We start from the raw sequence: 20706 nt of genomic DNA on the forward strand, positions 1-20706 counted from the left end.
CGATTTTCCTGCGTTCTGTTAATAAATACGTGTTTAGGAGCGAGTATAGTATCTGGTAAAGACCATAAGAATTGATTTGAGCGCCCCAAGAACTACAGGACCGATGAAAAGACCTATAGCTCCGAATATGTGTAGTCCTCCCAACACGCCGATGATTATGACTGCAGGATGAATATTCGCCGAGCGGTCTACTGCGAGCGGCCTGACAATGTTATCTACAAGCCCAACCATGATTGTTCCGTACAGGAAGAGCAGTATAGCAGCGTTGACGCGGCCTACCAGAACTAGGTATCCTACAGCAGGCACCCAGACACCTGCAGTTCCTATTATCGGTATAAATCCTAGCATTATCATGACAAACGTCCAGAACACAGCGTTTGGAACACCTGTTGCGGCCAGTCCGATTCCTGCGACCGCTCCCTGTATTACAGCGACAAGCACATGGCCTTTAAGCACCGCCCAGGTCGAGCGATTGATCTGATCGTAAAGATCGCTCTGTATGTTCTCAGATACAGGAGTTAGATCTTTGACCCATCTAATAAACGAGTCTCCATCCTTCAGTAAGTAATATGAGAGGAAAGTCATTAGAGTAAATCCTATAAACATGTTTCCAACTACATTAAGTATTCTAGAGAAGTTTCCGAACACGAGAGATGTGAAGCGATTTGTTGTCTCCTCTGTAAGTCTTTCTATATCTATATCCTGTCCGGTGTATCGGTGGAACTGTTCTTCAAGTACCGTGGTGTTTACAACGTCAGTACTGTTTAAGTCTTCAGATAAATCGCTGGCGTCATTTACGACTGCGGCAGAAGCAAGTGTTAAAGGTATTATAGCTGCTAGAACAGCCAGTAAAACCACAGTTATGCTTGAAATACTGTCTCCAAGGTATTTCCGGGTTTTCTTGTGGACAGGATGTAGCATGAATGCTAAAAGCACAGACGCTAGTATGTATCCGAGAAATGGACGTACCATGAGCCATGCGACAACCGTCAAAAGCCCTGTCAGAATCAGCAAGAACGCTTTCTGCACATCCATACAGGCTTATTTGTACTAAACAATTAAACCGGTTGCGTAAAACTTCATCGCAGGCACTATGAGAACAGCCATACAGCTTTTACGCTCTCCTTTTATAGAAGCCGCATAGCCGATCATTGAAGACGTCAGGAGAATTAAAATCCCTAGGACTCCTGTAAGATAGAAACTTACTCCGAGAACAGTCAAACCGGTAGCGGATAAAATATGAGCGAATTTGAATCCATCAACAACCTTGAGGAAATACTTCGCTACCCTGAAGACTGTAAAGCCGGACAAGCCTGCGGCAAACACAGATACACCGATTAAAAATACTGCCTGAGCATAATTGAAACTTGAAAGATAGTTCAAAGCCACTGACGCTCCTGAACGCGACTTACCTATCATCATTAACGCTACAAATGAGAAAAATATATCCGCGGTATTTACAGCCCCCATCGCGGTTAGAAACTGGTTTTCCTCCTCAATTAACGGCGAGAAAAAGGATGTGGAGATAGCAGAGCCGATACCTGGTAAAAGTCCGGCAGCCAAGCCTGATAGAAAACCTGTAGAAACTCCGGGGAGATCAAAGTCGGTTTCCAGATTTTTTCGCTGCTCAGGTAGATTGAGTTCATTAGATATGCCTTTGACAATTGCTGGGGCAGAAAAAAGCCCGGAGAAAACAGGCATCAGCGCATAAGACTGGTTAACATTAGAATTAAAGGTTAAAACACCTAATAAACCGGAAAGAGCTACGATAGTAACTGAGGCAAACATGTTTTCTGAACGAAATACCGCAAAGCCAAGGAAAAACACCAGTATGTAGAACATGTAAGTTGAGAGAAAGCCATAGAGAGGTTCAACTACGAGAAAAAGTACCGGTGCGAGAACCAAAAACCCTGTTACGGTGTATAAACCGCCCGATACTGTTCTAGCGAATGCTTCAAGCCCTCTTCCCTGTGCTGCCATCCGTGGACCTGGAAGCGCTGCGAGAGCAGTTTCTGCCTCCGCGAGACCGAAGAATATAGACGGCAGAAAATCGTGGAACGTGTGTGCGACTGAGACCGCTGCGATAAAACTCATGTATGCCATGAGAGAAGGAGAGTAACGGAAGTAAAACGGCATCGATACGAAAACAACAGTATTCGAGTGTATGCCCGGTACCAGACCGGTAAATACTCCGAATGCGACCCCTAAAACAGTGGCGGCCAGGTATTCGATCATATCGCAGGCTTCCCTCAGCTGTTTAAAAACTGGTCTACAGTGTGTTCTACATGTTTGGCGGAAACGATATGTCGCAGATGATGAAGCAGCTAGGAATGGATATGGAAGAAATCGATGCCGATAAGGTAGAGATCACCGTAGGCGAGAAGAAACTGGTTTTCAACTCTCCTGAGATCTCGAAGATCGAGGCACAGGGACAGGAGATTTTCCAGCTACAGGGCGGGTACACCGAGGAAACAGAGGTTAGCTCCGAGGACATCGAGCTTGTAGTCGATAAGACCGGCTGCTCTGAGTCAGAGGCAAAGGAAGCTCTTGAAGAAAATGAAGACGTTGCCTCAGCAGTCATGGATCTTCAGTAGAAAAGCTTGAGAAGTATTCGATCCCATAGAGCTTCAGGAAGAAGCTGTTTTAGTTTTATGGCCAGAGCGTCTCTGGCTCTTACCTTATATCTTCTTTTCGGATTCTTATCGGTTATAGCCTTGACCATGGTCTCTGCTGCTTCCTCCGGCGTTGAACCAGTCATACCCTCTGATTCTAACTTTTTCCGGTATCTTTCCGAGTAAACCGAGTCAGGAACGTACTTTTCCAGCGCCATCCTAGCTCTATGGTTAAAACCCGTTTTCACAGGACCTGGTTCTACAATAACTACATCCACGTTGTTCTGTGCTTCCTCATACGTAAAGCATCGCTCATTGCCTCAACTGCGTGTTTGGACGCAGAGTAGACCCCGAAGTACGGTGTGGAGACCCGACCGGCGATTGAGGAGACGTTTACAACCCGGCCATCGCTATCTCTAAGAGTTTCCATCGAGTGACGGATAAGATTCAAGTAGCCATGGAAGTTCGTATCAATCATTTTTTCAGCCGTATCAGAAGAAACATCGGCCACAGCACCTAACTCGTAGAAACCCGCGCAGTTGACCAGAACATCGAACTCTAGGCCGCCAACTAGATCCTGGACCTCGTTTTCGTTTCTTACATCACACTCATATGTTTTTACAGCCTCCGAGAGTTCTTTCAACGCATCTTTGTCGTTGTCAACAGCTATTACCTCGATTTCTTTTTCAAGAAGTTTCTCTGTAGTCGCTTCTCCTATACCGTTGGCCGCACCAGTTATCAGGACTTTCATCTATGAGCTACTTAGGTTCTCATCGACTTTAATCCCGCCCTAATCCTGGATGTTTTCCAGGATTTTAGCGTAAGCCGGACGTGTAATCGCAATACCGACCATGATACCCAAGATCGTTGTGACCGCGAACCCTCGTACCGCCTGTAGCGCGAAGCCTGAAGGACTCATAGTCCAGGATACGGCCGATACTGTGAGTGCGAGCGCTCCTACTGCGAGGTAGTGAGGGTTTTTCTTTCCGTTGAGCGTGTAGCCGATTAGTCCTAGTCCTGCTGCTCCGACAGCCATTGTCGAAAGCTCAGGTGTTACAATCGGCATCATAGCTCCAATCGTGGATGCTGCGGACGTAAAGATTACGAAGAAAGCTCTTTTCATCCGTTTTTTCCACGAACGTACACGTTCACGGCCAGACTCATCAGTAATAATGATCTGATCGTCCACACCCGTACCTACAGCTGCGATAATCCCTGCGATCGATGCTAGATCAAGTGTTGCTGCTGTCGAGAACCAGGCACCAAGCAGAATGAATACTTCGCTGCTTCCGGTAACTACAATCGGCAAAGCAACCTTGAAGTCTCCATAACGGAAGAAAACGAGTACTCCGACCGCTATAAGTGAGGCAACGATCGAAAGGAATGCCGTAGTCATAAACTCCGATCCCAGAGAGGAGGTGATGGTCGAGATTGACTCGATCGTGACAGGGTAAGGCAATGCTCCCGACTGTAGAATTGAGGCTATACGTTCTGCCTCTGCCCGGGCTTCCTCAGGAGTCTCTCCACCTACCTGTATGGACTGCGTGGTGCCGGCTCCTGACTGGAATGTCGAGCTGACCTGTAGAGAAGCCTCCCTACTGTCATCGACGTAAAGCCTTAGCTGTGCGAAGCTGCCGCCTCCAAGCGATAAGTAGCTCTGGCCGTTGGCAGATCTCCGAGTATCATAGTTCTGTGTTATCGTCTCGATGCGGTCAGCGGCCTCTGTTGTAATTATAATAGGGAAACGCCGCGTTGTTCCCTGTGTAATGCCTTCCTCACTCTCCTGAACGTTTTTGACGTCTTCTCCGGTATACATCACGACTTCGAGATTGGCTGTCTCCTGAGAATCGTTGAGATAGACAAACTCTACCGAGTCAAGCTTGAACCGGTCGCCCGGCATATACTCCGTGCCATTGGCTCTAAGACCGTCAGATGTTTTCTCTAACGTATAAGAGTTTTCTATGTCAAACTGGCGTTCTCCTGTTACATCAAGCTGTAAACGCGCCTGGAACGAACCTTTCTGAGATAAAAGCTGCGTCAAACGAGACTGATTAGTGTCAGCAACCTCTATCTGAATTCTTCGTTCATCTCCAAGCCTTACAGTTCTTATATCCGTCTGTGTAAGTCCGAAAGCTGATACACGCGTACCTAGAATATTCCTGATCTCAGTAATATTTTCCTCTGAGACATTAGTGCCGTTCACGTCAAGAAGTATCCGGGTGCCTCCCTGAAGCTCAAGTCCTTTGTTTATTCCTGTTGCTATTGTGTATTCGCCGTTTTCCTGTTGTTCATAGTGTGGTCCGAGCATCGCAAGCGCTGCTAGCAGCGATAAAACGAGAACCCAGATCCTCCACTCTGTTGCCATCTTCTTTAATTCCATGGAGTTTTCACCTCGCCATTAACGTATTTTTTCAGAACTATCGCGTTACCCAGCCATGTAAGCGGCATATCTGCCAGAAGACCCATAACCATGACCGCAGCTATGTTTGATAGCTCCGAAGGCCCTACAATCGAGCTTGATACAAAGTAAAGCAGTATAAATCCTGCTATACCTCCCGAACTCATCGTCACACCGGTCTTTATCGAACTCCATACCCGTGATTTCACCGATCCGCGGTTACGTTTGAGTACGCGGGTCGAGAGTACGATATCGGTATCGACCGAGTAACCAATAAGCATCAACAATGCTGCGAGCGATCCAAGCGTTAACGGAATGCCAAGTATCGACATACCTGCCGCTGCGATCAAAACATCTCCCAGTGCTGCGAAGATTACCGCCAGCGAAGGCACAACGTCCTTGAAGGCGACGAAGATCACCAGACTCATTATAGTAAATGCTAAGGCGAAAGCAACCTGTGCCTGCTGGAAGAACGCTCCGGAAACCGATGGAGATATCGATCGGAATCCTTCAGCCGTCGCCTGAATCCCCGCATCATTTAGAATTGTCTCTGCCTGTTCTTCTGAAAGTTCTGGAGGCGGCAGACTTACGAGAAGTAAAGTATTGTTTCCCGATATCTGTTTTACGGCCTGAACATCGTTTCTACCGGAATCTTGGAAGGCTCGTTCTGCCTGAACTGCTGTAAACTCTCCTTGTACCGAATAAGTTATCTCAGTTCCTCCTGTAAAGTCGATTCCTTTCTGAAGGAACTCTCCGTTCGTCGCAGCGTTAAATCCGAGGATTCCGATCGCAAGAACCATCAGAGCCACGGGTACAATCATGTATTTGTCGTAGTCGTCATAAACCCGGTCAAACAGTTTTTCAGGCTTCACAAATTCCTAATTCTCTTGAAATCCTTTTAAATCACTTGGAGAGGTTGTCTGTTGCTGCTCGGCGGTTAAAGCCGCGAGAAGCTTAAAAAGACTGGCCAGCCAGTTCAGTGTGTATGGACGCGGCCGGAAAACTTGATTTTGATTTTGAACAGCTTGATTTTAAAGAAATACTAAAGACCAACTGGGCTTTTGTGGCGGCCGGAGCGATCGCAATGCTCGGTTTCTGGCTTCGTTTCAGCCCTGCCCAGGGAATGCAGTACTTACAGGCACTTGACCCTTACATGATCTTCAGGCTAAGCCAGCACTTAGCCTTGGAAGGAACCTTCCCTCAGCTTGACTTTCTGCGTTACTTCCCGTATGCCGCACCTACATATACATTGAACCAGGGCGATATTCTGATCCCTGCCGTACTCTACCAGTTTGGGCCTTCAATGTTTATGAGCTACCTCGAGTGGGGTAAGATGTACCCAGCTATCATGGGAGGACTAGGGGTTTTCGCATCCTTCCTTTTCGCCAGAGAGGTCTGGGACGATTACGCTGGAGTTTTCTCCGCATTCTTCCTGGCAACAGTAGCAGGAGCAATGCACCGTACTTCCGCAGGTTTCTTCGAGAAAGAACCGCTCGGAACCTTCCTGATGCTTATGTCGATGTACTTTTTCGTCCGATGCTGGAAAAGAAAAGAGAAATTCACCGGGATTTTCTCGGGAGTTATGCTCGGACTTTTCACGATATCATGGGGAGGATCGAAGATGCTATGGCTTCTTTACCCAATGGTTGTAGGCGTTGTCGCCTTGATGGACAGAGACATCGAGCAGCTGATCATGGCCTACACACCGACCGTTTTGGTTGGAGCAGGCCTCGCAGCTGCCTTGAACCCATCGCGTTTCTGGTTTACAAGCACCTTTTTCCTTGTGAACCTTGGAATGTTAGGTCTTGTCTGGACGCGTTTCCTAGCCGAGGAGCTACAGTTAGTTGAGAAAGAACAGCTGAGCTACCTGGTTCCAAGTATCTCAGTCCTCGGCGGAGTATTACTCTTAGCCTCACCGCTTTACTCGAAGTTCCTTGGCTCGAAGGTTATGGGGCTTATAGGCACAGTAACTGTTTCAAACTCAGGCACTGACGTGATCGCAGGAACTGTCGCGGAAAACCAGGGTGCCACACTCAGCCAGATTATCGGACAGCTAGGAGCATTGCCGGCAGCGCAGATAAACACCGGACTCGGGCTTCTAGGACATCTTGTAGGTCCTTGGACTCTTTCATTTATTGGAACGGCTATGCTTGGTACGATTTTCGCATTGATGGTTGGGAAGAGATTCAATGTTCTGGATGATTCTGAGATCCAGCTGCTTTCATACTACAAGCTTCTGGCCTCAATCTTCCTGCTCTGGATTATCTCTTTCAGCATATTCTTCAAAGAATCAATCTTCCTAGCAGTTGTGCCAGCCACATTAGTCTTTATCGTAGCGGCTACGCTAAACTACGCCTGGAACGAGATGGAGGGAACCTTTAAGATACCGGAAAACTGGTACGTCATACTGCCATTCTTCTGGGTCATAACAAACGTTTTAGCAGCAGTCACGAGATCCCGGCTAGTATTCCTCTCAACATTCTCCGTAGCAGTCGTAGGAGGATACGCAGCCTCAAAGGCATTCAAAGGACTCAAAGAGCTAGACTATTCGAAGATCGATCCTGAGAACGCAAAAGAACTCAAGGCAGGACTCCTAGCAGCCATAGTAGGAGCCATAATGCTTGTAAACGGAGCATCTGGTTTCGCAGCAGCTCAAGGAATCTCAGGGTCCCCTAACTCAGCCTGGATGGATAACCTTGACTGGATGGAAAACGAGACGCCTGAAGGATCAGTCATTCTTTCCTGGTGGGACTACGGATACTACTTCGAGTCAATCGGACGACGAGCAGCGGCTGCGGACGGAGGAAACCAAAAGTACTACTCCGATGAAGTATTCGGAAAGACTAACTACCCTATAGCCGATTTCCTTACCGGAACAGATCCGATGAATCACACGGATCTGCTGGAACGGCACAGCATCGATTACATCGTACTTGATTCGAGGATGCTTGGCAAGTACGGTGCTGTGAGCCAGATCGCTAACAGGGACAACAGCGAGTTCAGCGCGATGCGTATGGCCTCGACAAACAACGTTCGGCCGGGACTGGGCAACGGATCAGCTGCCTTCACAGCTCAGTTGCCACGGACAGCGGTTTACGCAGAGCTTGAATCCTCCGGGAACTCAATTAGTTTCGAGAACCCTCCGATTGTCGAAAGCGTTTACGGACGTGGACGGGTTGACTGTACCCTGACCGAGGAAAACGGGATCACGCGGTTCGACACGCCTTCAAACCAGACGGCGAAGCTTCCTAAGGTATGGTTCGATCGCCCGGCGGAACAAAGAGAAGTAGTCGAAGTCTGTGCGGCAGAGCATCCGTACTACAGCTTCGAGAGAGGGATGAGCGGAGGCACAGCCCAAATAGTGCTTGTTCCGAAAAATATCGTAGAATCAAACCTCGTTGACCTTTACCTGATGAACGGCCAGGGCATAGACTATGTAGAGCCGGTACCGGAAGGTTCAAACGGTTATGTAAGAGCCTGGGAAGTCGATCTCGAAGGACAATGATCGAGCTTGTTCCTTCCCTGCTGATCGGCTTTCTAACCGTGCTTATCGGTGCGCCTTACGCCAAGACCTATCTCTTAGCTTCCGGCATATTCGGAGTCGACCAGCAAAAGGAAGACAAGCCCTGGATTCCGACCTCGGGAGGCGTCTTGGTCTTGTTCGGATTCATATTTTCAGTTACTTCTTTCCTGGGAGTTTCCTCACTACTTAATATACCTTTAAACGACGCAGGAGTGTTAGCTGCTTTAAGCTCAGTTACTCTGATTGCTTTAATCGGTTTACTCGACGATATACATGTTAACATTGAATTAATTGTGAAAGAAGAGCTGGATATAAAGACTGAGGAAGTGGAGTTCGATTTCCTCCAGCAGTTTGAATCGGAGCTACCTCATCAGAAAGCCAGCAAGTACTTCCAGACCATGGTGACGAAAAAGGAATCAGCCGATACAATGGTTCGGGAAGGGCTTGGACAGACACCGAAGATGATCTTCGTCCTGCCCGCAGTATTTCCGTTGATAGCGGTAAGTGCGGGATCGACCGAGATGATTCTGCCGTTTATAGGATACTTTGACTGGGGTATTTTCTACCCCTTAGTGCTTTTACCTATAGGACTACTGTTTGTCTCAAACGTTGTAAATATGCTCGCAGGTACTAACGGACTCGCAGCCTCATTGAGCATGGTAGCAGCTACAGCACTCGGCATCCGGGCTTTGATGGCTTCTAACCTCGAGGCCGCACTGATAGGTTTAAGCCTAGCAGCCTGCTTAGCGGCTTTTCTTTACTATAATCTTTACCCTGCCTCTTTCCTCCCCGGAGATTCATTGACTTATCTCTGCGGAGCCGCACTGTTTTCGACAATGGTTCTTGGAAACATGGAGAAGTTCGGAGTCTTCATATTCACGCCTTGGATCACAGAGTTTTTCCTTAAAGCCAGAGGAGGTTTCAAACCACACTCATGGGGCATTCTACAGGAAGACAGAAGTCTGAAACCGCAACACGAGAAAACCTACTCTCTTACACACCCGTTGATGCGTAGAGGCTACACTGAGCCACAGATCACCCGGATACTGACAGGCCTAGAAGTTTTAATCTGCGGACTAGCACTATACTTAGCAAGCACAGGATTACTATGAAAGAACAACTCGAAGAACTGACAGATCGGATACCAGACAAACGCTTCCTACTTTTACTTGGGATTCTAGTGTTCGCCGGCTTCCTGCGGTTCAAATACGCGTTCTTCGAGGGAATGTGGATTGATGAAGGCCGTTACGGACGTATAGCGGCCTCAGTATCCCAGCACCTATGGGATTACTCTACGAACTCAGAGCTGTACGGCCAGATAACAGGCCATCCTCCGGTATACCCTTACCTGCTGGCCATCTCGGTTTTGATTTTCGGCAACAACGAGTTCGCACTACGTATTGTAAGCCCTATCGTATCTCTGGCAACCATAGCGTTGATATATAAGTTCGGAGCGGAGATACGCGACCGGGAAACCGGTTTAATCGCCGCAGCTTTACTTTCAGTCAACCCTATCTTCTGGTTCCTCTCAGAAAGAATTCTGATAGGAGTTACACTGACCTTCATGTATACTGCGACAATGCTGGCTTTCTGGTACGGCCTTGAAGACCGCAAGTACTCTAAATACAGTCTTTACGCTGCTGGACCGTTGACACTTCTAACAGTGCTTACAAAACAGCCTGGATATGCTTTAGGCGCGATTCTGCCGCTTTACTTTGTTTACCGGAAACAAGATGCTTTCCGAGACGCATGGAAGAAACGAAAGATCCGGGGAACGGCGTTATACCGCGAACTGACAGATAGGAAATACTATATTTCCGCAGGATTAGGTATCCTGACAATCACCCCGTGGATGTTGCGTAACATGTCTACATGCGGTTTCCCGTTGTGTAGCTTCCAGCGCGCATTAAGCTTTGCCGGACGGGATGTAACCAATCCAGCTGTACAGCACATTCAGGGACTTTACTTTTTCGTTTCATCACTTCCTTTGATGCTTACCCTGCCAGTAGCCGCATTCATTTTCGGCCGGCTGGCTTACGCAGGTATGAAAAGCTATGAGGAGAACGCAGAGCTAACAGCTTACAAGATAGCCACCTATCTCGGCGGAACCGTATTGCTCTTTGTTTTGATGGAAAAACTTGTGCCAATGTTTCTTCTGGCCGGGCTGGCTCTTTTCACCCGGACGGACTTCGAGAAACTTGGATGGATCTGGGCCGGAATAGGGATCGGCTTCATGTCGATACCTGCGACAAAGGATCCACGCTACATCGTTTTCACAATGCCGGCGTTAATCTTAACTGCTTCTCTAGGAGTAAGAAGCTTCACAGTCTGGCTATCCAATCTTATAGGACGTTCAGAGATTAAAACATTTGGAATAACAGCCTTGATTGTCTTACCGATGGTTTTTATGGGCTATAACCAGGGACTTGGAGATGTGCAGAGAGGAGGTTACAGCCATCTTGAGCCTGCTGGAGATTTCATAGATGAGAACGCACCGCTTGACAGCAATGTAGCTGCTACCTCGAACGGACAGTTCTGGTACTACATACATCCACGTATGGCTTACATGCCACCTAACAACGAATCAGAGTTCCAGAACTTCTTACTTGAGAAAAACATTAGCTATGTAGAAGTTGACGTCTACGAGCCTATGCAGCCACAGTGGACTCAGACCGGTATCGCACCTTACAGACTGCCGAACTCGGTCCGGGCAGCACTTCAGTCCGGAGAGATCTCGCAAAGAGAGGCTTACAGCCGGTTCTCGAACACACCCGAATATCTTACCCCCGTAAGAAGTTACGGAGAGACTCGTTCGCCGATCAGCTCACAGCCACAGCCAGTGGTTATAGTCTACAGGGTTGAAAGAGGTATGCTGGAATGATAGCGATCCTGATACCGACGCTTAACGAAGGAGAAGCCATAAAATCAGTTATAGAAAAATTCCCCTCCAAATACCGCGGAGAAGAGATTAAAAAATACGTTATAGATGGCGACTCTTCGGACAGCACAGTTGAGAACGCAGAGGAGGCTGGCGCGCACGTAATACATCAGACTCTTGACGGCGGGAAAGGAGATGCGATGAGGGAGATACTGGCGGAAGTAGATGCAGATTACTACGTTATGATAGACGGTGATGGGACCTACGATCCGGAGGAGGTCGGAAAGTTACTTGACCCCTTACTGGACGGAGAGGCCGAACACGTTATAGGTGCGAGGAAAAACAGGGAGGCCGATGCCATACCGTTTTTCAACCGGATTGGAAACTGGTTTTTCAACAGAGCGACTTCAGTGGCAACGGGCAAAGAAGTCTCCGATATGCTTTCAGGGTACCGTGCGTTCACAAGAAACTCTATAGACTATTACGGACTTACCAGCCCTGGATTCGGAATCGAGACCGAAATGACCTTATCTACTCTCGAATCAAATCTTCCCATCAAAGAAGTCGATATCAACTATTCGGAGCGAATCGGAGAAAGCAAACTACATCCTATTGAAGACGGATGGCGCATCTTCAAGACCTTAATGTGGAGCATCCGCGATCTAAACCCTCTGAAGTTTTTCTCAGGCTCAGCTTTCCTGCTTCTAATCATAGCCAGCTACCCATCCTACCTAGTATTCGAGCAAAAACTGGCGACCGGACGAGTACAGGACCTTGGACCCGTGGTTTTTTCAGCCATGCTGATAATACTGGCCGTACAGCTCATGATATTCGGAATGCTTGCCGATCAGATAAGGAACACTGAGAAAAGACTTCGAATGACTCAAAAATGAATAGAAGACGTTTAATAGAAACCCTGACCTCTCTGCTGTTGGTCTCCGTACTCATATACTTCGCAGATCTAGGCAGAACAGTTCAAACACTCTCCAAGGTCAAACTAGAGTACTACGGTTTAGGAGTTTTACTTTTCCTATCTACGTATCTGGCAAGTGGAAGACGCTGGCAGATCATCGCAGAGTCTACCGGACACGAAATGAATCTCTTAGACGCTATAAGAGTCGTAGCCGTCTCATACAGTTTTAACAAACTGCTTCCGTGGAACTTCGGAGACATGGTGCGTTCAAAAATATCTGAAAGCTACCACAATGTCGAAAGCCACGGAAACATCCTGGGCGGAGCAGGATTCGAGCGAGTACTTGATGCGGCCAGTATATCCTTTATCATCGGAGTTGCCGCCGTGTTTACAACCACCGGCAGCCAGGTAACAGGCACAGTAGCAGCTTTCGCAGCCGTATTCATAATCGGAGCCATGCTAGTTTACTCAGGGAAGCTAGATGGCGTTATAGATCATTTTCCGGACAGATTCAGCGGATTCTTGGAGGAAACTCTCGGAGGTTTCCGGGCCGTCAGCCTTACAGAGCTTCTGGAAGTTTTAACACTCTCCCAGATAAAATGGTGGACCGAAGCTATCATTTTCTACGTTTTGGCGCTATCAATCTCTTCAGGCCTAGGTTTCTGGGATGCCGCGATCGTAACATCAATAATGAGTGTTTTCTCAGCTCTCCCTATCTCCCCTGCCGGAATAGGCCCCGGTGATGCCGCAGCAACCGGCTTGCTAGTTTATACAGGCATTCCTTATTCAACAGCCCTCTCTCTTGTAGTTTTACAGAGAACCATAGGCGTTATGGTTCAAGGAGTTATAGGCGCTATTATCTACGGCTTTGATCTTTAAACAAAGAAAAGAGAAAAGATAGAGAAAGTCAGAGTGCTAGCTGTAGTACTCCGCTATCTTCTCTAGGCCTTGTTCAAAGCTATATTCTGGCTCCCATCCAAGCACTTGCTCTGTTTTCTCAAGATCTGCACAGTGCTGTTCAACATAGTTATCACGTGGATTCTCCACGTGTTCGGCTTCAATATCTGTGCCTAGGACATTGTTCAGCTCTTTTACAACAGTATTGAAACTCTGGGGCCGACCCGTTCCAACGTTGAATACTTCTCCATCAAGCTCTTTTCTGGTTTCAGCTGCCTTGATTAAAGCGTTAGCTACGTCTTCTACATATACAAGATCTCTCTGCTGTTTTCCATCTCCCCATATCACAGGGCTTTCTCCGTTCTGAATCTTCCAGAGGAACTGAGTTACAATGTTTGCGAACTTCCCTTTAGACTTTTCATGCGGCCCGTAAACAGAGAAAAAACGGAGTCCAGTGGTCTGAATTTCCTCTCTGTAACTATAGCAGTCCGCATACACTTCCCTGGCTAGCTTTGAGGCAGTATACAGATTTGGTGGTCGGACATCGTCTTCCTCGGTATGTGGCGGCTTAACACTTCCATACATCGATGAAGTCGAAGCATAAACTACTTTTTCGACTCCTGCTTGCTTTGCGGCCTCTACAGTGTTTACAAAACCCGTGACGTTTACGTTTGCGCCTTCTGCGGCATCTTCCTTGTGCATTGGAGACGAGCTTCTGGCCGCCAAGTGGAAAACAGTGTCTACATCGGCGACTGCTTTCTCAACCTTTTTCTCATCTAGAACGCTGCCGTTAATGAACTCGATGTCGTCTTTTACGGCTTCAAGGTTTTTTTCATCACCCAGGTATAGATCATCAAGTACTACAACCTGTATATCTTGTTCTACAAGTTTTTCTACAAGATTGGAGCCGATAAATCCCGCTCCGCCTGTAACTAATGCCTTCTTCATAGTTTTCCAATGAGTCCTCTTGATTTATAGTATTACCGCGTATTACGTTTAGCTTAAAATGTGAGGGCGTGTAATTCGTATATATGAACTCGAATTTCCTCCGGACAGTGCTGGCACAGGAATCACGTGCCTACGGCTTCACTTTAGCCTTCTGGGGTTCGGGAATTGTACTGGTAGACAGTTTCGGGCTGCCAGACCTCGGGCTTGTACTGTCTTACACCGGAGGAGCCATACTAGGATTCGGTCTGATAACTCTGGCGGCTTTCAGACAGCCCTTGGAAAACGTCGAGTACGAGGAGACAGACTACATGGTTTTCAGCATGATACATTTTATCTCGGCGTTGGTGCCGATACTTTTGACCTCGTGGTTGACCCGTTTCGAACCGCAGACTGCGTTTCTGGTCTCCGGTGCGTCTGTTTCGATGAACTACAACCTTTTGATGATTCTGGAAGAGCGTCTGGCCGAACGGATCGCAAAGGTTGAGAGACGGATCGCTCTCTAAGATACGTCTTTCCACTCGCCGCCGTAAATATATCCGGATAGCCGCCCGCTCTTTGCCAAGGATTCAAACACTGTTTCCAAGTCCTCCGAGCTTAGATGCTCAAATATTTCCGGATCAAGCACGTAACGCCCCGCGTTTATGAGACGGGAAGGCTCTTTACCCGGCTCCGGTTTTTCCTCGAAGCCGATTACCTTACGGCCTTTCAACCTTGCGACCCCGTAACGAGAAGGGTCTTCTACCGTCGTCAACGCCATGGTCGCTACCGATTCATTCGACCGATGGAAACGATACATTTCATCTAAATCAACATCAGCAATAACATGGCCGTTTACAACAAGGAAAGAGGATGTAAGCTCCGCTTCTAGCTTTTCAAGAGCAGCTGCGGTGCCGGAAACTGATTCGTCTTCAACGTACTCTATACTAATACCTTCATAGCTTTTACCGAACTCTTTCCGAATTCTTTCCTTATTTTTACCTGTTAGAAGCACAACACGTCTAATTCCCTGACCAGATAGATTCTCAAGAATATTTGAAAGAATGGAGCGGCCATTGTAAAGCTCTAAAGATTTAAGCTCTGGGTCTCCACAAAGTATTACGGCCGTATCAAGTCCTTGGGCGTCAAAATATTTTGAAAGTATTTCTTCGACAGTTTGAGAGCGATTATGGCTTTTTCTCTCGGCTTCAGCATCCAGGCGGTCAACTAGAGATTCTTCCAGCGTTAAAGAGACCCTTTTCTTCGACATATTACATTTGTATTACTTGATATTTTTTAAGCTGAGTCAGCCCCTACTTTTGAACCTCATTGACAACCACCAACCTGTGAAAGGCAAAATAGACGGCGGAAAAATAGCAGCAGAGATAGAAAAAGAGCTGGAAAAAACGGATAGAAAGCCCCGGCTGGAAATAGTTCTGGTAGGCGACCATGAGGCATCCCGAACCTTTGTAAACGAGAAACTGGAGTTAGCTCAGAAAATAAACTTCGAAGCACATCTAACAGAGCTAGCCGAAGACGTAGATGAAAGAAAACTCCTGAAAAAAATCGAAGAGTTCAACAAAGATCAGAAAATAGACGGTATACTAATACAACTGCCTCTACCGGACCACATAGATGAGAACAAAGTTTTCTCAACTTTATCACCTCGGAAAGACGTTGACGGACTAACACCTGAGAATCTAGGGAAGTTAGTGCGTGGAAATCCAGCAATTAGACCCGCAGCAGTCGAAGGCATACTTACACTACTTAAAGCCAGAAACATAGAACTTAAAAGTGAAAACATAGTTGTTGTCAACAACTCTGTGCTTATAGGCCGGCCTCTAGGCCTGAGCCTTGGTCAGGAAGGCGCTACTGTGACTTTATGCCATGAGAAAACCGAGAACCTGGGAGCGCATCTGAGTTCAGCGGACATAATCGTGACTGCGACAGGAAAACAGAGTCTAATCGAACCTTCGGACGTGGAAACCGACTGCGTTGTGATCGATGCCGGATACGAATCAGGTCAGGGAGACATACCGAACCCCGAGGAATTTGCTCGTAAATCGCTGATAGCTCCGGTTCCGAACGGTCTCGGACCTGTAACAGTTGCTTGTACGATGAAAAACCTGTTAAAGCTCCACAGAAACCTTTAATCTGCTTTATGTATGTTTAAATCTAGGTAGTACCGTTGACCGTCTTTCTCAAAGTAAGCAGTGTTTTCCCCGTCGAAGCTGAGTCCGCGCAGCCTATCGATTAACTCTCCGGCCTTCATTCTTTCATTAAGATCGATCTCAGATAACTCTTCTAGTTCTTTGCTGTAATGGACGTTACCTTCCTCGAGCTGCTGTTTTTCAGCTCTGATTCCTTCCTTGATTCTCGGCCAGAACTCCTTGAACTGCTCGAACTGTGCGTTCATTAAACGATCTCTAAGCGTTTTAGCAGTATCATCAGGTCTTATATCGATTTTTTCCTTGGCTATAACCGGACCTTCATCTATCTCCGGAACCATATAATGGATTGAGACCCCTGCGACCGTTTTCTCAACTATAGGCCAGATATAAGGATGGGAACCGCGGTTGAAGGGCAGATACGACGGATGGAGATTCACTATTCCTTTTTCAGGAACCTCAATTATTTCCTCCGGTACCTTGTGTTCGAAGCCTGCTGAGATCGCTATCTCAGGTTTGATCTGTTTAATCCGTTTTAGTTGTTCTTTCTCTGTTATCTCAGCTTCTATCTGTACGTCTTCTTGATCTTTTAGCCATTCAAGGACTTTTTGACCGGCCTCGTTCATCCCGAGGAAAACTACATCCATGGCTGGTTGTTCTAGGTGAAGATTCAAGTCCGTTTACCCATAGGCTGGGAACTGATAAGTGCTTGATACAGAACCATTGGTGTGAGCGACTCCGATCACGACATACTTGATAGCCTGGTGAAAGGTGCCGGCTGGACAGCTATAGGAATAGTTGTCTCGAAGTTCCTCAGCTATCTTTACCGGGCGGCAATAGCCCGTTTTGTCGGCCCAGAAGCATATGGAACCCTGTCGCTCGGAATAATGATCGTAAGCTTCGCAACCACTATCTCCGTTCTAGCCTTAAACAGCGCGATAAAGAACTTCGTGCCAAAGTACCGGGCGGAAAACGACGAAGGTGCGATAAAAGGAATAGTAACTTCGGCATTCGAAATATCGCTTCCCGTATCGCTTCTAGCCTCGGCTTCAATATTTTTACTCGCAGAGAAAATCTCTCTAGGCATCTTCAACGCACCAAACCTGATACCTGTCTTGAAAGTGTTCGCACTCGTACCACCATTCGCGGTAATATCTCAACACAGCTTCGCGCTAACGCTTGCCTACAGAAAAGCCAAGTACGAAGTACTGACACGTAGAGTTTTACAGAACGTAATACAGCTACTAGTTTCGGTAACACTCATAATAGGCAGTCTAGGCGTTGTAGGCGCAGCCATTGGCTGGCTGGCTGGCTCAGCTTTCAGCGCCGTGATCGGACTCTACATCATGGAAAAGAAGTTCGGACCAGTACTCACAAGCAAAATAAAGGGCCGAAGAGAGTACAGCAAGATCTTCCATTACTCATACCCGTTGGTTCTTTCCGGAGCAATCGCCACAGTTCTAGGATGGACCGACACCGCATTTATTGGATACTACATGGATGAAAGCGCCGTAGGACTCTACAACGCAGCCTTACCAACCGCGTTCCTGATGATGATGCCTTACACTGCTTTTTCCACACTGGCAATGCCTTCGATGAGCGAGGTCCTGGAAAGAGACGATAAAAGCCTGTCAAAAATCCTCAAGACCCTGACACGCTGGACATTCACCGTCAGCTTCCCGATGTTCGTTTTGATGGCTCTTTTCTCCGAGCAAGTACTCCACATACTGTTCGGAGCGCCTTACAGAGAAGCCGCCTTGAGTTTGACAGTTCTATCGTTCGGATATCTTTACTCAACAGCAGTAGGACACTTGGACAACGTCATCAAAGCCCTGGATCACACCGACATACTGTTCAAAAACGCATTAATCAACTTCGTTGTAAACGTAGGTTTGAACATCTACCTAATCCCTCTTTACGGAATCGTCGGCGGAGCAATCGCAACAACAGTCTCGATAATAGTCGCCGAAACAATGCTCCTAGTAGAAGTCTATCACTTCAAGAAAGTCTACCCATTCAGCAAAGACAGCGTTAAACCCGTCCTAGCCGCCGTACCCGCGCTCTTGATAGTCTATGCTGGTTTGAACCTCGCTTTCGAGACCGTGCCTCTCTGGGCCTTGATACCCGGTGCGACAGTCTTCACTCTAATCTACGGAGTTGGTGTCTTGAAAACAGGTTTGCTGAAAGACGAAGAGCTTGAAAGAATAAAGAAAGAAGGAAAAAAGATAAGAGAGCGTTTGAAGAGATAAAGAGCCGGCCTACATGTAGCCGAGCTGTCTTAGCTTATCCATAATCTCCTTATCGTCCTTGTTCTGCGCTCTACCTGCACGTTCCTTCGTGTTCTCGACGTCCTGTAGCCATGCCGGGATCTCATCTGACTTATCGGTTGAAACCTCGGATCCAAGGCTTCTGAACCCGGCCCAGTACTTCGGACTGATAGGCAGATCAGCTTTGGTTAAACCGTTCGGAAGATCTTCTTCCGTCTCCGGATAATCACCGCTCTTTTCGAATGCTTCGACAGTATCCGGCAACATGTGATGCCAGGTTACATCCCATACCTCGCGTTCATCGAACTGAAGAATCGGGTGAACCCTTGTGTGATCAGGATCGTTTCTAGGAGAGTAAAACTCCTCGTTGCCCCGGGATTCGTGTTCATCCCAGCGAACGCCGTTGATAACCGCTTTAATGCCGTGATTTTCCAGCAGCTGGTTCATAGGAACAGTTTTCAGAAGATGGTTTCCTGCTTCTGTGTCCATCAGCCAAGGAACCTCCTCGTAGTCTCCGACACGGTCAGCTTCCCTCTGGTTACGTTCGCTTAGCTCTTCGACAGCCACTTTATCGCCCGGTTTCTCGGCTTTTTCGATCAGGTCTTCGTTTTTCGCGACCATGACCTCGAATCCCCATTCGGCTGCGATATCTTCGACGTACTGTTCGATCTCATCGAAGTGCTGGCCGTGATCAACAAACATGAACCGCGGTTTCTCGAAACCTTCCTTTTCACAGACTCTTTTTACAAGCCATGCGGTCAAAGTAGAGTCCTTACCGCCGGTGAAACCAATAACAACCTCATCCGTCTCATTTTCTTCCAGTGCTTGTTTTACAACTTCCTCTCCCGCTCTGATTTTAGCTTTGATTGGTGCGTTCTCGATCTCTTCACGTGTGACAGGTGCTTCCATAATATCAGTTTTCAGAGATAGCCTAACTGTCGAAGCTTAGATGCGATTTCCTTAGCTTCGTCTTCATCTACTTCTTCATTCTCTTTTTCATTATTTGATAGCTCCTTCAGCTTGTCCTGAACAAACCTCGAGAGATTAATATGGTTCTCATCAACAAACTCAGCTAGTTCATCCGGTAGCGAAATAGTTTTTCTAGCCATATTATACTTAAGTTATGTATAGTATTTAAAGCTGGTTTTCTTGAGACAACCCTCACCTCATAAAGATCGGCACAACATCCATCATCATAAGATGAATATCGCAGTTACTGGAGGAGCAGGATTCATAGGATCCCACCTAGTAGAAGAACTGATTAAAGACGGCCATAATGTAAAAATCATTGACAATTTAAGCTCGGGAAAAAAGAGCAATGTTCCAGAGAAGGCCGAGCTGATCCGGAAGGATATCAAAGAAGACAACTTATGTGATGAATTTGAAGATCTCAGCACTGTTTTCCATTTCGCAGCCAACCCCAAAGTCAATACTTTTCCAGAAGATAGAGACAAAGATTTCGAAGAGAATCTGGGAGGTGTTAAAAATGTAGTCGACGCAGTATGCGAAACACATGTTGAGAACCTAATATTTGCATCTTCAAGCGCAGTCTATGGAGAAAACGCAGAAATACCAACCTCGGAAAGTTCAGAAATGAACCCTATCTCAATGTATGCTGCCACAAAGTGTGGCGGAGAACATATCTGCCAAGTCTACTCTAAAACGTTCAACTTCGATCTTACAATAGTACGGTTGGCAAACATCGTCGGCGGAAGAAATCGGAAAGGAGTAGTTTACGATTTCCTCCAGAAGATAAAAGAAAACCCCGAAAAGCTCACTATACTTGGAAATGGAAAACAGAAGAAGTCTTATCTTCACGTTTCCGACGCAGTCTCTGGTATAATGACGGCTTGGAAATCAGACGACGTCATATTTAACATCGGATCTGAAGACGCCATAGAGGTAGATACAATAGCCGACATAATATCCGATGAACTAGAAGAAGATCCCGAATACGAATACACGGGAGGAGAAAAAGGGTGGAAAGGCGACGTACCAGAGATGCGTCTAAGCATAGAAAAGCTGAAGGCAGAAGGATGGAATGTAAAAAATAAGTCCAGAGAGTCTGTCAGACGAGCTGTACAGAATCAAGAGTCAGACTCAAAAGGTTCGATCTAGGAAATTTA

21 protein-coding genes are annotated in these 20706 nt (G+C 47.0%); 10 read left to right on the forward strand and 11 right to left on the reverse strand.

The genetic code is table 11. From position 1 onward, the window contains the following. Window positions 1-33 precede the first annotated feature (33 nt). Together SVXnc_RS05300 and SVXnc_RS05305 are read right to left on the reverse strand one after the other, a co-directional pair. Complete coding sequence (locus SVXnc_RS05300; RefSeq protein WP_347721875.1) at window positions 34-1035, reverse strand: AI-2E family transporter; 1002 nt, start codon at window positions 1033-1035, stop codon at window positions 34-36. Window positions 1036-1050: 15 nt separating this feature from the next. Continuing rightward, on the reverse strand, window positions 1051-2235 hold the full coding sequence (locus tag SVXnc_RS05305; RefSeq protein ID WP_347721876.1) for a tripartite tricarboxylate transporter permease: 1185 nt from the start codon (window positions 2233-2235) through the stop codon (window positions 1051-1053). A 68-nt stretch (window positions 2236-2303) separates the two neighbouring features. Here SVXnc_RS05305 and SVXnc_RS05310 point away from each other — a divergent pair, with 68 nt between their 5' ends. Continuing rightward, complete coding sequence (locus tag SVXnc_RS05310) at window positions 2304-2594, forward strand: nascent polypeptide-associated complex protein (protein WP_347721877.1); 291 nt, start codon at window positions 2304-2306, stop codon at window positions 2592-2594. Here the strand turns inward: SVXnc_RS05310 and SVXnc_RS05315 are convergent. From SVXnc_RS05315 to SVXnc_RS05330, 4 genes are read right to left on the reverse strand one after another with little or no spacing between them, the layout of a single operon-like run. Beyond that, window positions 2588-2830, reverse strand: a complete 243-nt coding sequence (locus tag SVXnc_RS05315; protein ID WP_347721878.1) for a Rossmann-fold NAD(P)-binding domain-containing protein — start codon at window positions 2828-2830, stop codon at window positions 2588-2590. The genes SVXnc_RS05310 and SVXnc_RS05315 overlap by 7 nt on opposite strands. 50 nt (window positions 2831-2880) lie before the next feature. Continuing rightward, window positions 2881-3363 (reverse strand): SDR family NAD(P)-dependent oxidoreductase, encoded by a 483-nt coding sequence (locus SVXnc_RS05320; protein WP_347721879.1) that lies wholly within the window; start codon window positions 3361-3363, stop codon window positions 2881-2883. Window positions 3364-3402: 39 nt separating this feature from the next. Then, window positions 3403-4992, reverse strand: a complete 1590-nt coding sequence (locus SVXnc_RS05325; RefSeq protein WP_347721880.1) for a preprotein translocase subunit SecD family protein — start codon at window positions 4990-4992, stop codon at window positions 3403-3405. Beyond that, entirely contained in the window at window positions 4983-5882 is a 900-nt protein-coding gene (locus SVXnc_RS05330) for a protein translocase subunit SecF (RefSeq protein WP_347721881.1), read from the reverse strand. The genes SVXnc_RS05325 and SVXnc_RS05330 overlap by 10 nt, the downstream gene beginning before the upstream one ends. A gap of 113 nt (window positions 5883-5995) precedes the next feature. On the opposite strand from SVXnc_RS05330, the gene SVXnc_RS05335 reads away from it, so the two are divergent. From SVXnc_RS05335 to SVXnc_RS05355, 5 genes are read left to right on the forward strand one after another with little or no spacing between them, the layout of a single operon-like run. Further along, window positions 5996-8515, forward strand: coding sequence for an STT3 domain-containing protein (locus SVXnc_RS05335; RefSeq protein WP_347721882.1), 2520 nt, complete (start codon window positions 5996-5998; stop codon window positions 8513-8515). Then, window positions 8512-9645, forward strand: coding sequence for an MraY family glycosyltransferase (locus SVXnc_RS05340; protein WP_347721883.1), 1134 nt, complete (start codon window positions 8512-8514; stop codon window positions 9643-9645). The genes SVXnc_RS05335 and SVXnc_RS05340 overlap by 4 nt, the downstream gene beginning before the upstream one ends. Next, window positions 9642-11414: a glycosyltransferase family 39 protein gene (locus tag SVXnc_RS05345; RefSeq protein WP_347721884.1), complete on the forward strand. Its 1773-nt coding sequence runs from the start codon at window positions 9642-9644 to the stop codon at window positions 11412-11414. Before SVXnc_RS05340 ends, SVXnc_RS05345 begins: the two co-directional genes overlap by 4 nt. Then, window positions 11411-12304, forward strand: a complete 894-nt coding sequence (locus SVXnc_RS05350) for a glycosyltransferase (protein ID WP_347721885.1) — start codon at window positions 11411-11413, stop codon at window positions 12302-12304. Before SVXnc_RS05345 ends, SVXnc_RS05350 begins: the two co-directional genes overlap by 4 nt. Then, window positions 12301-13203, forward strand: coding sequence for a lysylphosphatidylglycerol synthase transmembrane domain-containing protein (locus tag SVXnc_RS05355; RefSeq protein WP_347721886.1), 903 nt, complete (start codon window positions 12301-12303; stop codon window positions 13201-13203). The genes SVXnc_RS05350 and SVXnc_RS05355 overlap by 4 nt, the downstream gene beginning before the upstream one ends. 36 nt (window positions 13204-13239) lie before the next feature. On the opposite strand, the gene SVXnc_RS05360 is transcribed toward SVXnc_RS05355, so the two are convergent. After that, window positions 13240-14169 carry an SDR family NAD(P)-dependent oxidoreductase gene (locus SVXnc_RS05360; protein WP_347721887.1) on the reverse strand — a complete coding sequence of 310 codons (930 nt, stop codon included), beginning with the start codon at window positions 14167-14169 and terminating at the stop codon, window positions 13240-13242. An 83-nt stretch (window positions 14170-14252) separates the two neighbouring features. Here SVXnc_RS05360 and SVXnc_RS05365 point away from each other — a divergent pair, with 83 nt between their 5' ends. After that, the gene (locus SVXnc_RS05365) at window positions 14253-14672 is read left to right on the forward strand and encodes a hypothetical protein (RefSeq protein WP_347721888.1); all 420 of its coding nucleotides are present in this window, start codon (window positions 14253-14255) and stop codon (window positions 14670-14672) included. On the opposite strand, the gene SVXnc_RS05370 is transcribed toward SVXnc_RS05365, so the two are convergent. Next, a complete protein-coding gene (locus tag SVXnc_RS05370; RefSeq protein WP_347721889.1) occupies window positions 14669-15415 on the reverse strand; it encodes a sugar phosphate nucleotidyltransferase in 747 nt (248 codons plus the stop codon). The two genes, SVXnc_RS05365 and SVXnc_RS05370, sit on opposite strands and share 4 nt — an antisense overlap. A 76-nt stretch (window positions 15416-15491) precedes the next feature. Between SVXnc_RS05370 and SVXnc_RS05375 the strand changes: the two genes are divergently transcribed. Further along, entirely contained in the window at window positions 15492-16298 is an 807-nt protein-coding gene (locus SVXnc_RS05375) for a bifunctional 5,10-methylenetetrahydrofolate dehydrogenase/5,10-methenyltetrahydrofolate cyclohydrolase (RefSeq protein ID WP_347721890.1), read from the forward strand. Here the strand turns inward: SVXnc_RS05375 and SVXnc_RS05380 are convergent. Then, window positions 16295-16960 (reverse strand): formyltransferase family protein, encoded by a 666-nt coding sequence (locus SVXnc_RS05380; protein WP_347721891.1) that lies wholly within the window; start codon window positions 16958-16960, stop codon window positions 16295-16297. The two genes, SVXnc_RS05375 and SVXnc_RS05380, sit on opposite strands and share 4 nt — an antisense overlap. Before the next feature lie 81 nt (window positions 16961-17041). On the opposite strand from SVXnc_RS05380, the gene SVXnc_RS05385 reads away from it, so the two are divergent. Then, a complete protein-coding gene (locus tag SVXnc_RS05385; protein ID WP_347721892.1) occupies window positions 17042-18562 on the forward strand; it encodes a flippase in 1521 nt (506 codons plus the stop codon). A gap of 9 nt (window positions 18563-18571) precedes the next feature. Here SVXnc_RS05385 and SVXnc_RS05390 read toward each other — a convergent pair whose 3' ends face one another. Further along, window positions 18572-19489 carry a phosphoadenosine phosphosulfate reductase family protein gene (locus SVXnc_RS05390; RefSeq protein WP_347721893.1) on the reverse strand — a complete coding sequence of 306 codons (918 nt, stop codon included), beginning with the start codon at window positions 19487-19489 and terminating at the stop codon, window positions 18572-18574. 11 nt (window positions 19490-19500) lie between these two features. Beyond that, window positions 19501-19689: a hypothetical protein gene (locus SVXnc_RS05395; RefSeq protein WP_347721894.1), complete on the reverse strand. Its 189-nt coding sequence runs from the start codon at window positions 19687-19689 to the stop codon at window positions 19501-19503. Window positions 19690-19780: 91 nt separating this feature from the next. Between SVXnc_RS05395 and SVXnc_RS05400 the strand changes: the two genes are divergently transcribed. After that, window positions 19781-20698, forward strand: a complete 918-nt coding sequence (locus tag SVXnc_RS05400) for an NAD-dependent epimerase/dehydratase family protein (protein WP_347721895.1) — start codon at window positions 19781-19783, stop codon at window positions 20696-20698. The last annotated feature ends 8 nt before the right edge of the window (window positions 20699-20706 follow it).

Origin of the sequence: Candidatus Nanohalococcus occultus, from assembly GCF_029207735.1 — an archaeon.
In the GTDB taxonomy this organism is placed as follows: Archaea; Nanohalarchaeota; Nanosalinia; order Nanosalinales; family Nanosalinaceae; genus Nanohalococcus; species Nanohalococcus occultus.

Coding starts and splice junctions, on each gene's coding strand:
- SVXnc_RS05315 (WP_347721878.1), bottom strand. CDS start 2,830: ATGGCGCTGGAAAAGTACGTTCCTGACTCGGTTTACTCGGAAAGATAC.
- SVXnc_RS05390 (WP_347721893.1), bottom strand. CDS start 19,489: ATGGAAGCACCTGTCACACGTGAAGAGATCGAGAACGCACCAATCAAA.
- SVXnc_RS05340 (WP_347721883.1), top strand. CDS start 8,512: ATGATCGAGCTTGTTCCTTCCCTGCTGATCGGCTTTCTAACCGTGCTT.
- SVXnc_RS05310 (WP_347721877.1), top strand. CDS start 2,304: ATGTCGCAGATGATGAAGCAGCTAGGAATGGATATGGAAGAAATCGAT.
- SVXnc_RS05320 (WP_347721879.1), bottom strand. CDS start 3,363: ATGAAAGTCCTGATAACTGGTGCGGCCAACGGTATAGGAGAAGCGACT.
- SVXnc_RS05305 (WP_347721876.1), bottom strand. CDS start 2,235: ATGATCGAATACCTGGCCGCCACTGTTTTAGGGGTCGCATTCGGAGTA.
- SVXnc_RS05355 (WP_347721886.1), top strand. CDS start 12,301: ATGAATAGAAGACGTTTAATAGAAACCCTGACCTCTCTGCTGTTGGTC.
- SVXnc_RS05325 (WP_347721880.1), bottom strand. CDS start 4,992: ATGGAATTAAAGAAGATGGCAACAGAGTGGAGGATCTGGGTTCTCGTT.
- SVXnc_RS05300 (WP_347721875.1), bottom strand. CDS start 1,035: ATGGATGTGCAGAAAGCGTTCTTGCTGATTCTGACAGGGCTTTTGACG.
- SVXnc_RS05370 (WP_347721889.1), bottom strand. CDS start 15,415: ATGTCGAAGAAAAGGGTCTCTTTAACGCTGGAAGAATCTCTAGTTGAC.
- SVXnc_RS05400 (WP_347721895.1), top strand. CDS start 19,781: ATGAATATCGCAGTTACTGGAGGAGCAGGATTCATAGGATCCCACCTA.
- SVXnc_RS05345 (WP_347721884.1), top strand. CDS start 9,642: ATGAAAGAACAACTCGAAGAACTGACAGATCGGATACCAGACAAACGC.
- SVXnc_RS05350 (WP_347721885.1), top strand. CDS start 11,411: ATGATAGCGATCCTGATACCGACGCTTAACGAAGGAGAAGCCATAAAA.
- SVXnc_RS05365 (WP_347721888.1), top strand. CDS start 14,253: ATGAACTCGAATTTCCTCCGGACAGTGCTGGCACAGGAATCACGTGCC.
- SVXnc_RS05360 (WP_347721887.1), bottom strand. CDS start 14,169: ATGAAGAAGGCATTAGTTACAGGCGGAGCGGGATTTATCGGCTCCAAT.
- SVXnc_RS05335 (WP_347721882.1), top strand. CDS start 5,996: ATGGACGCGGCCGGAAAACTTGATTTTGATTTTGAACAGCTTGATTTT.
- SVXnc_RS05380 (WP_347721891.1), bottom strand. CDS start 16,960: ATGGATGTAGTTTTCCTCGGGATGAACGAGGCCGGTCAAAAAGTCCTT.
- SVXnc_RS05395 (WP_347721894.1), bottom strand. CDS start 19,689: ATGGCTAGAAAAACTATTTCGCTACCGGATGAACTAGCTGAGTTTGTT.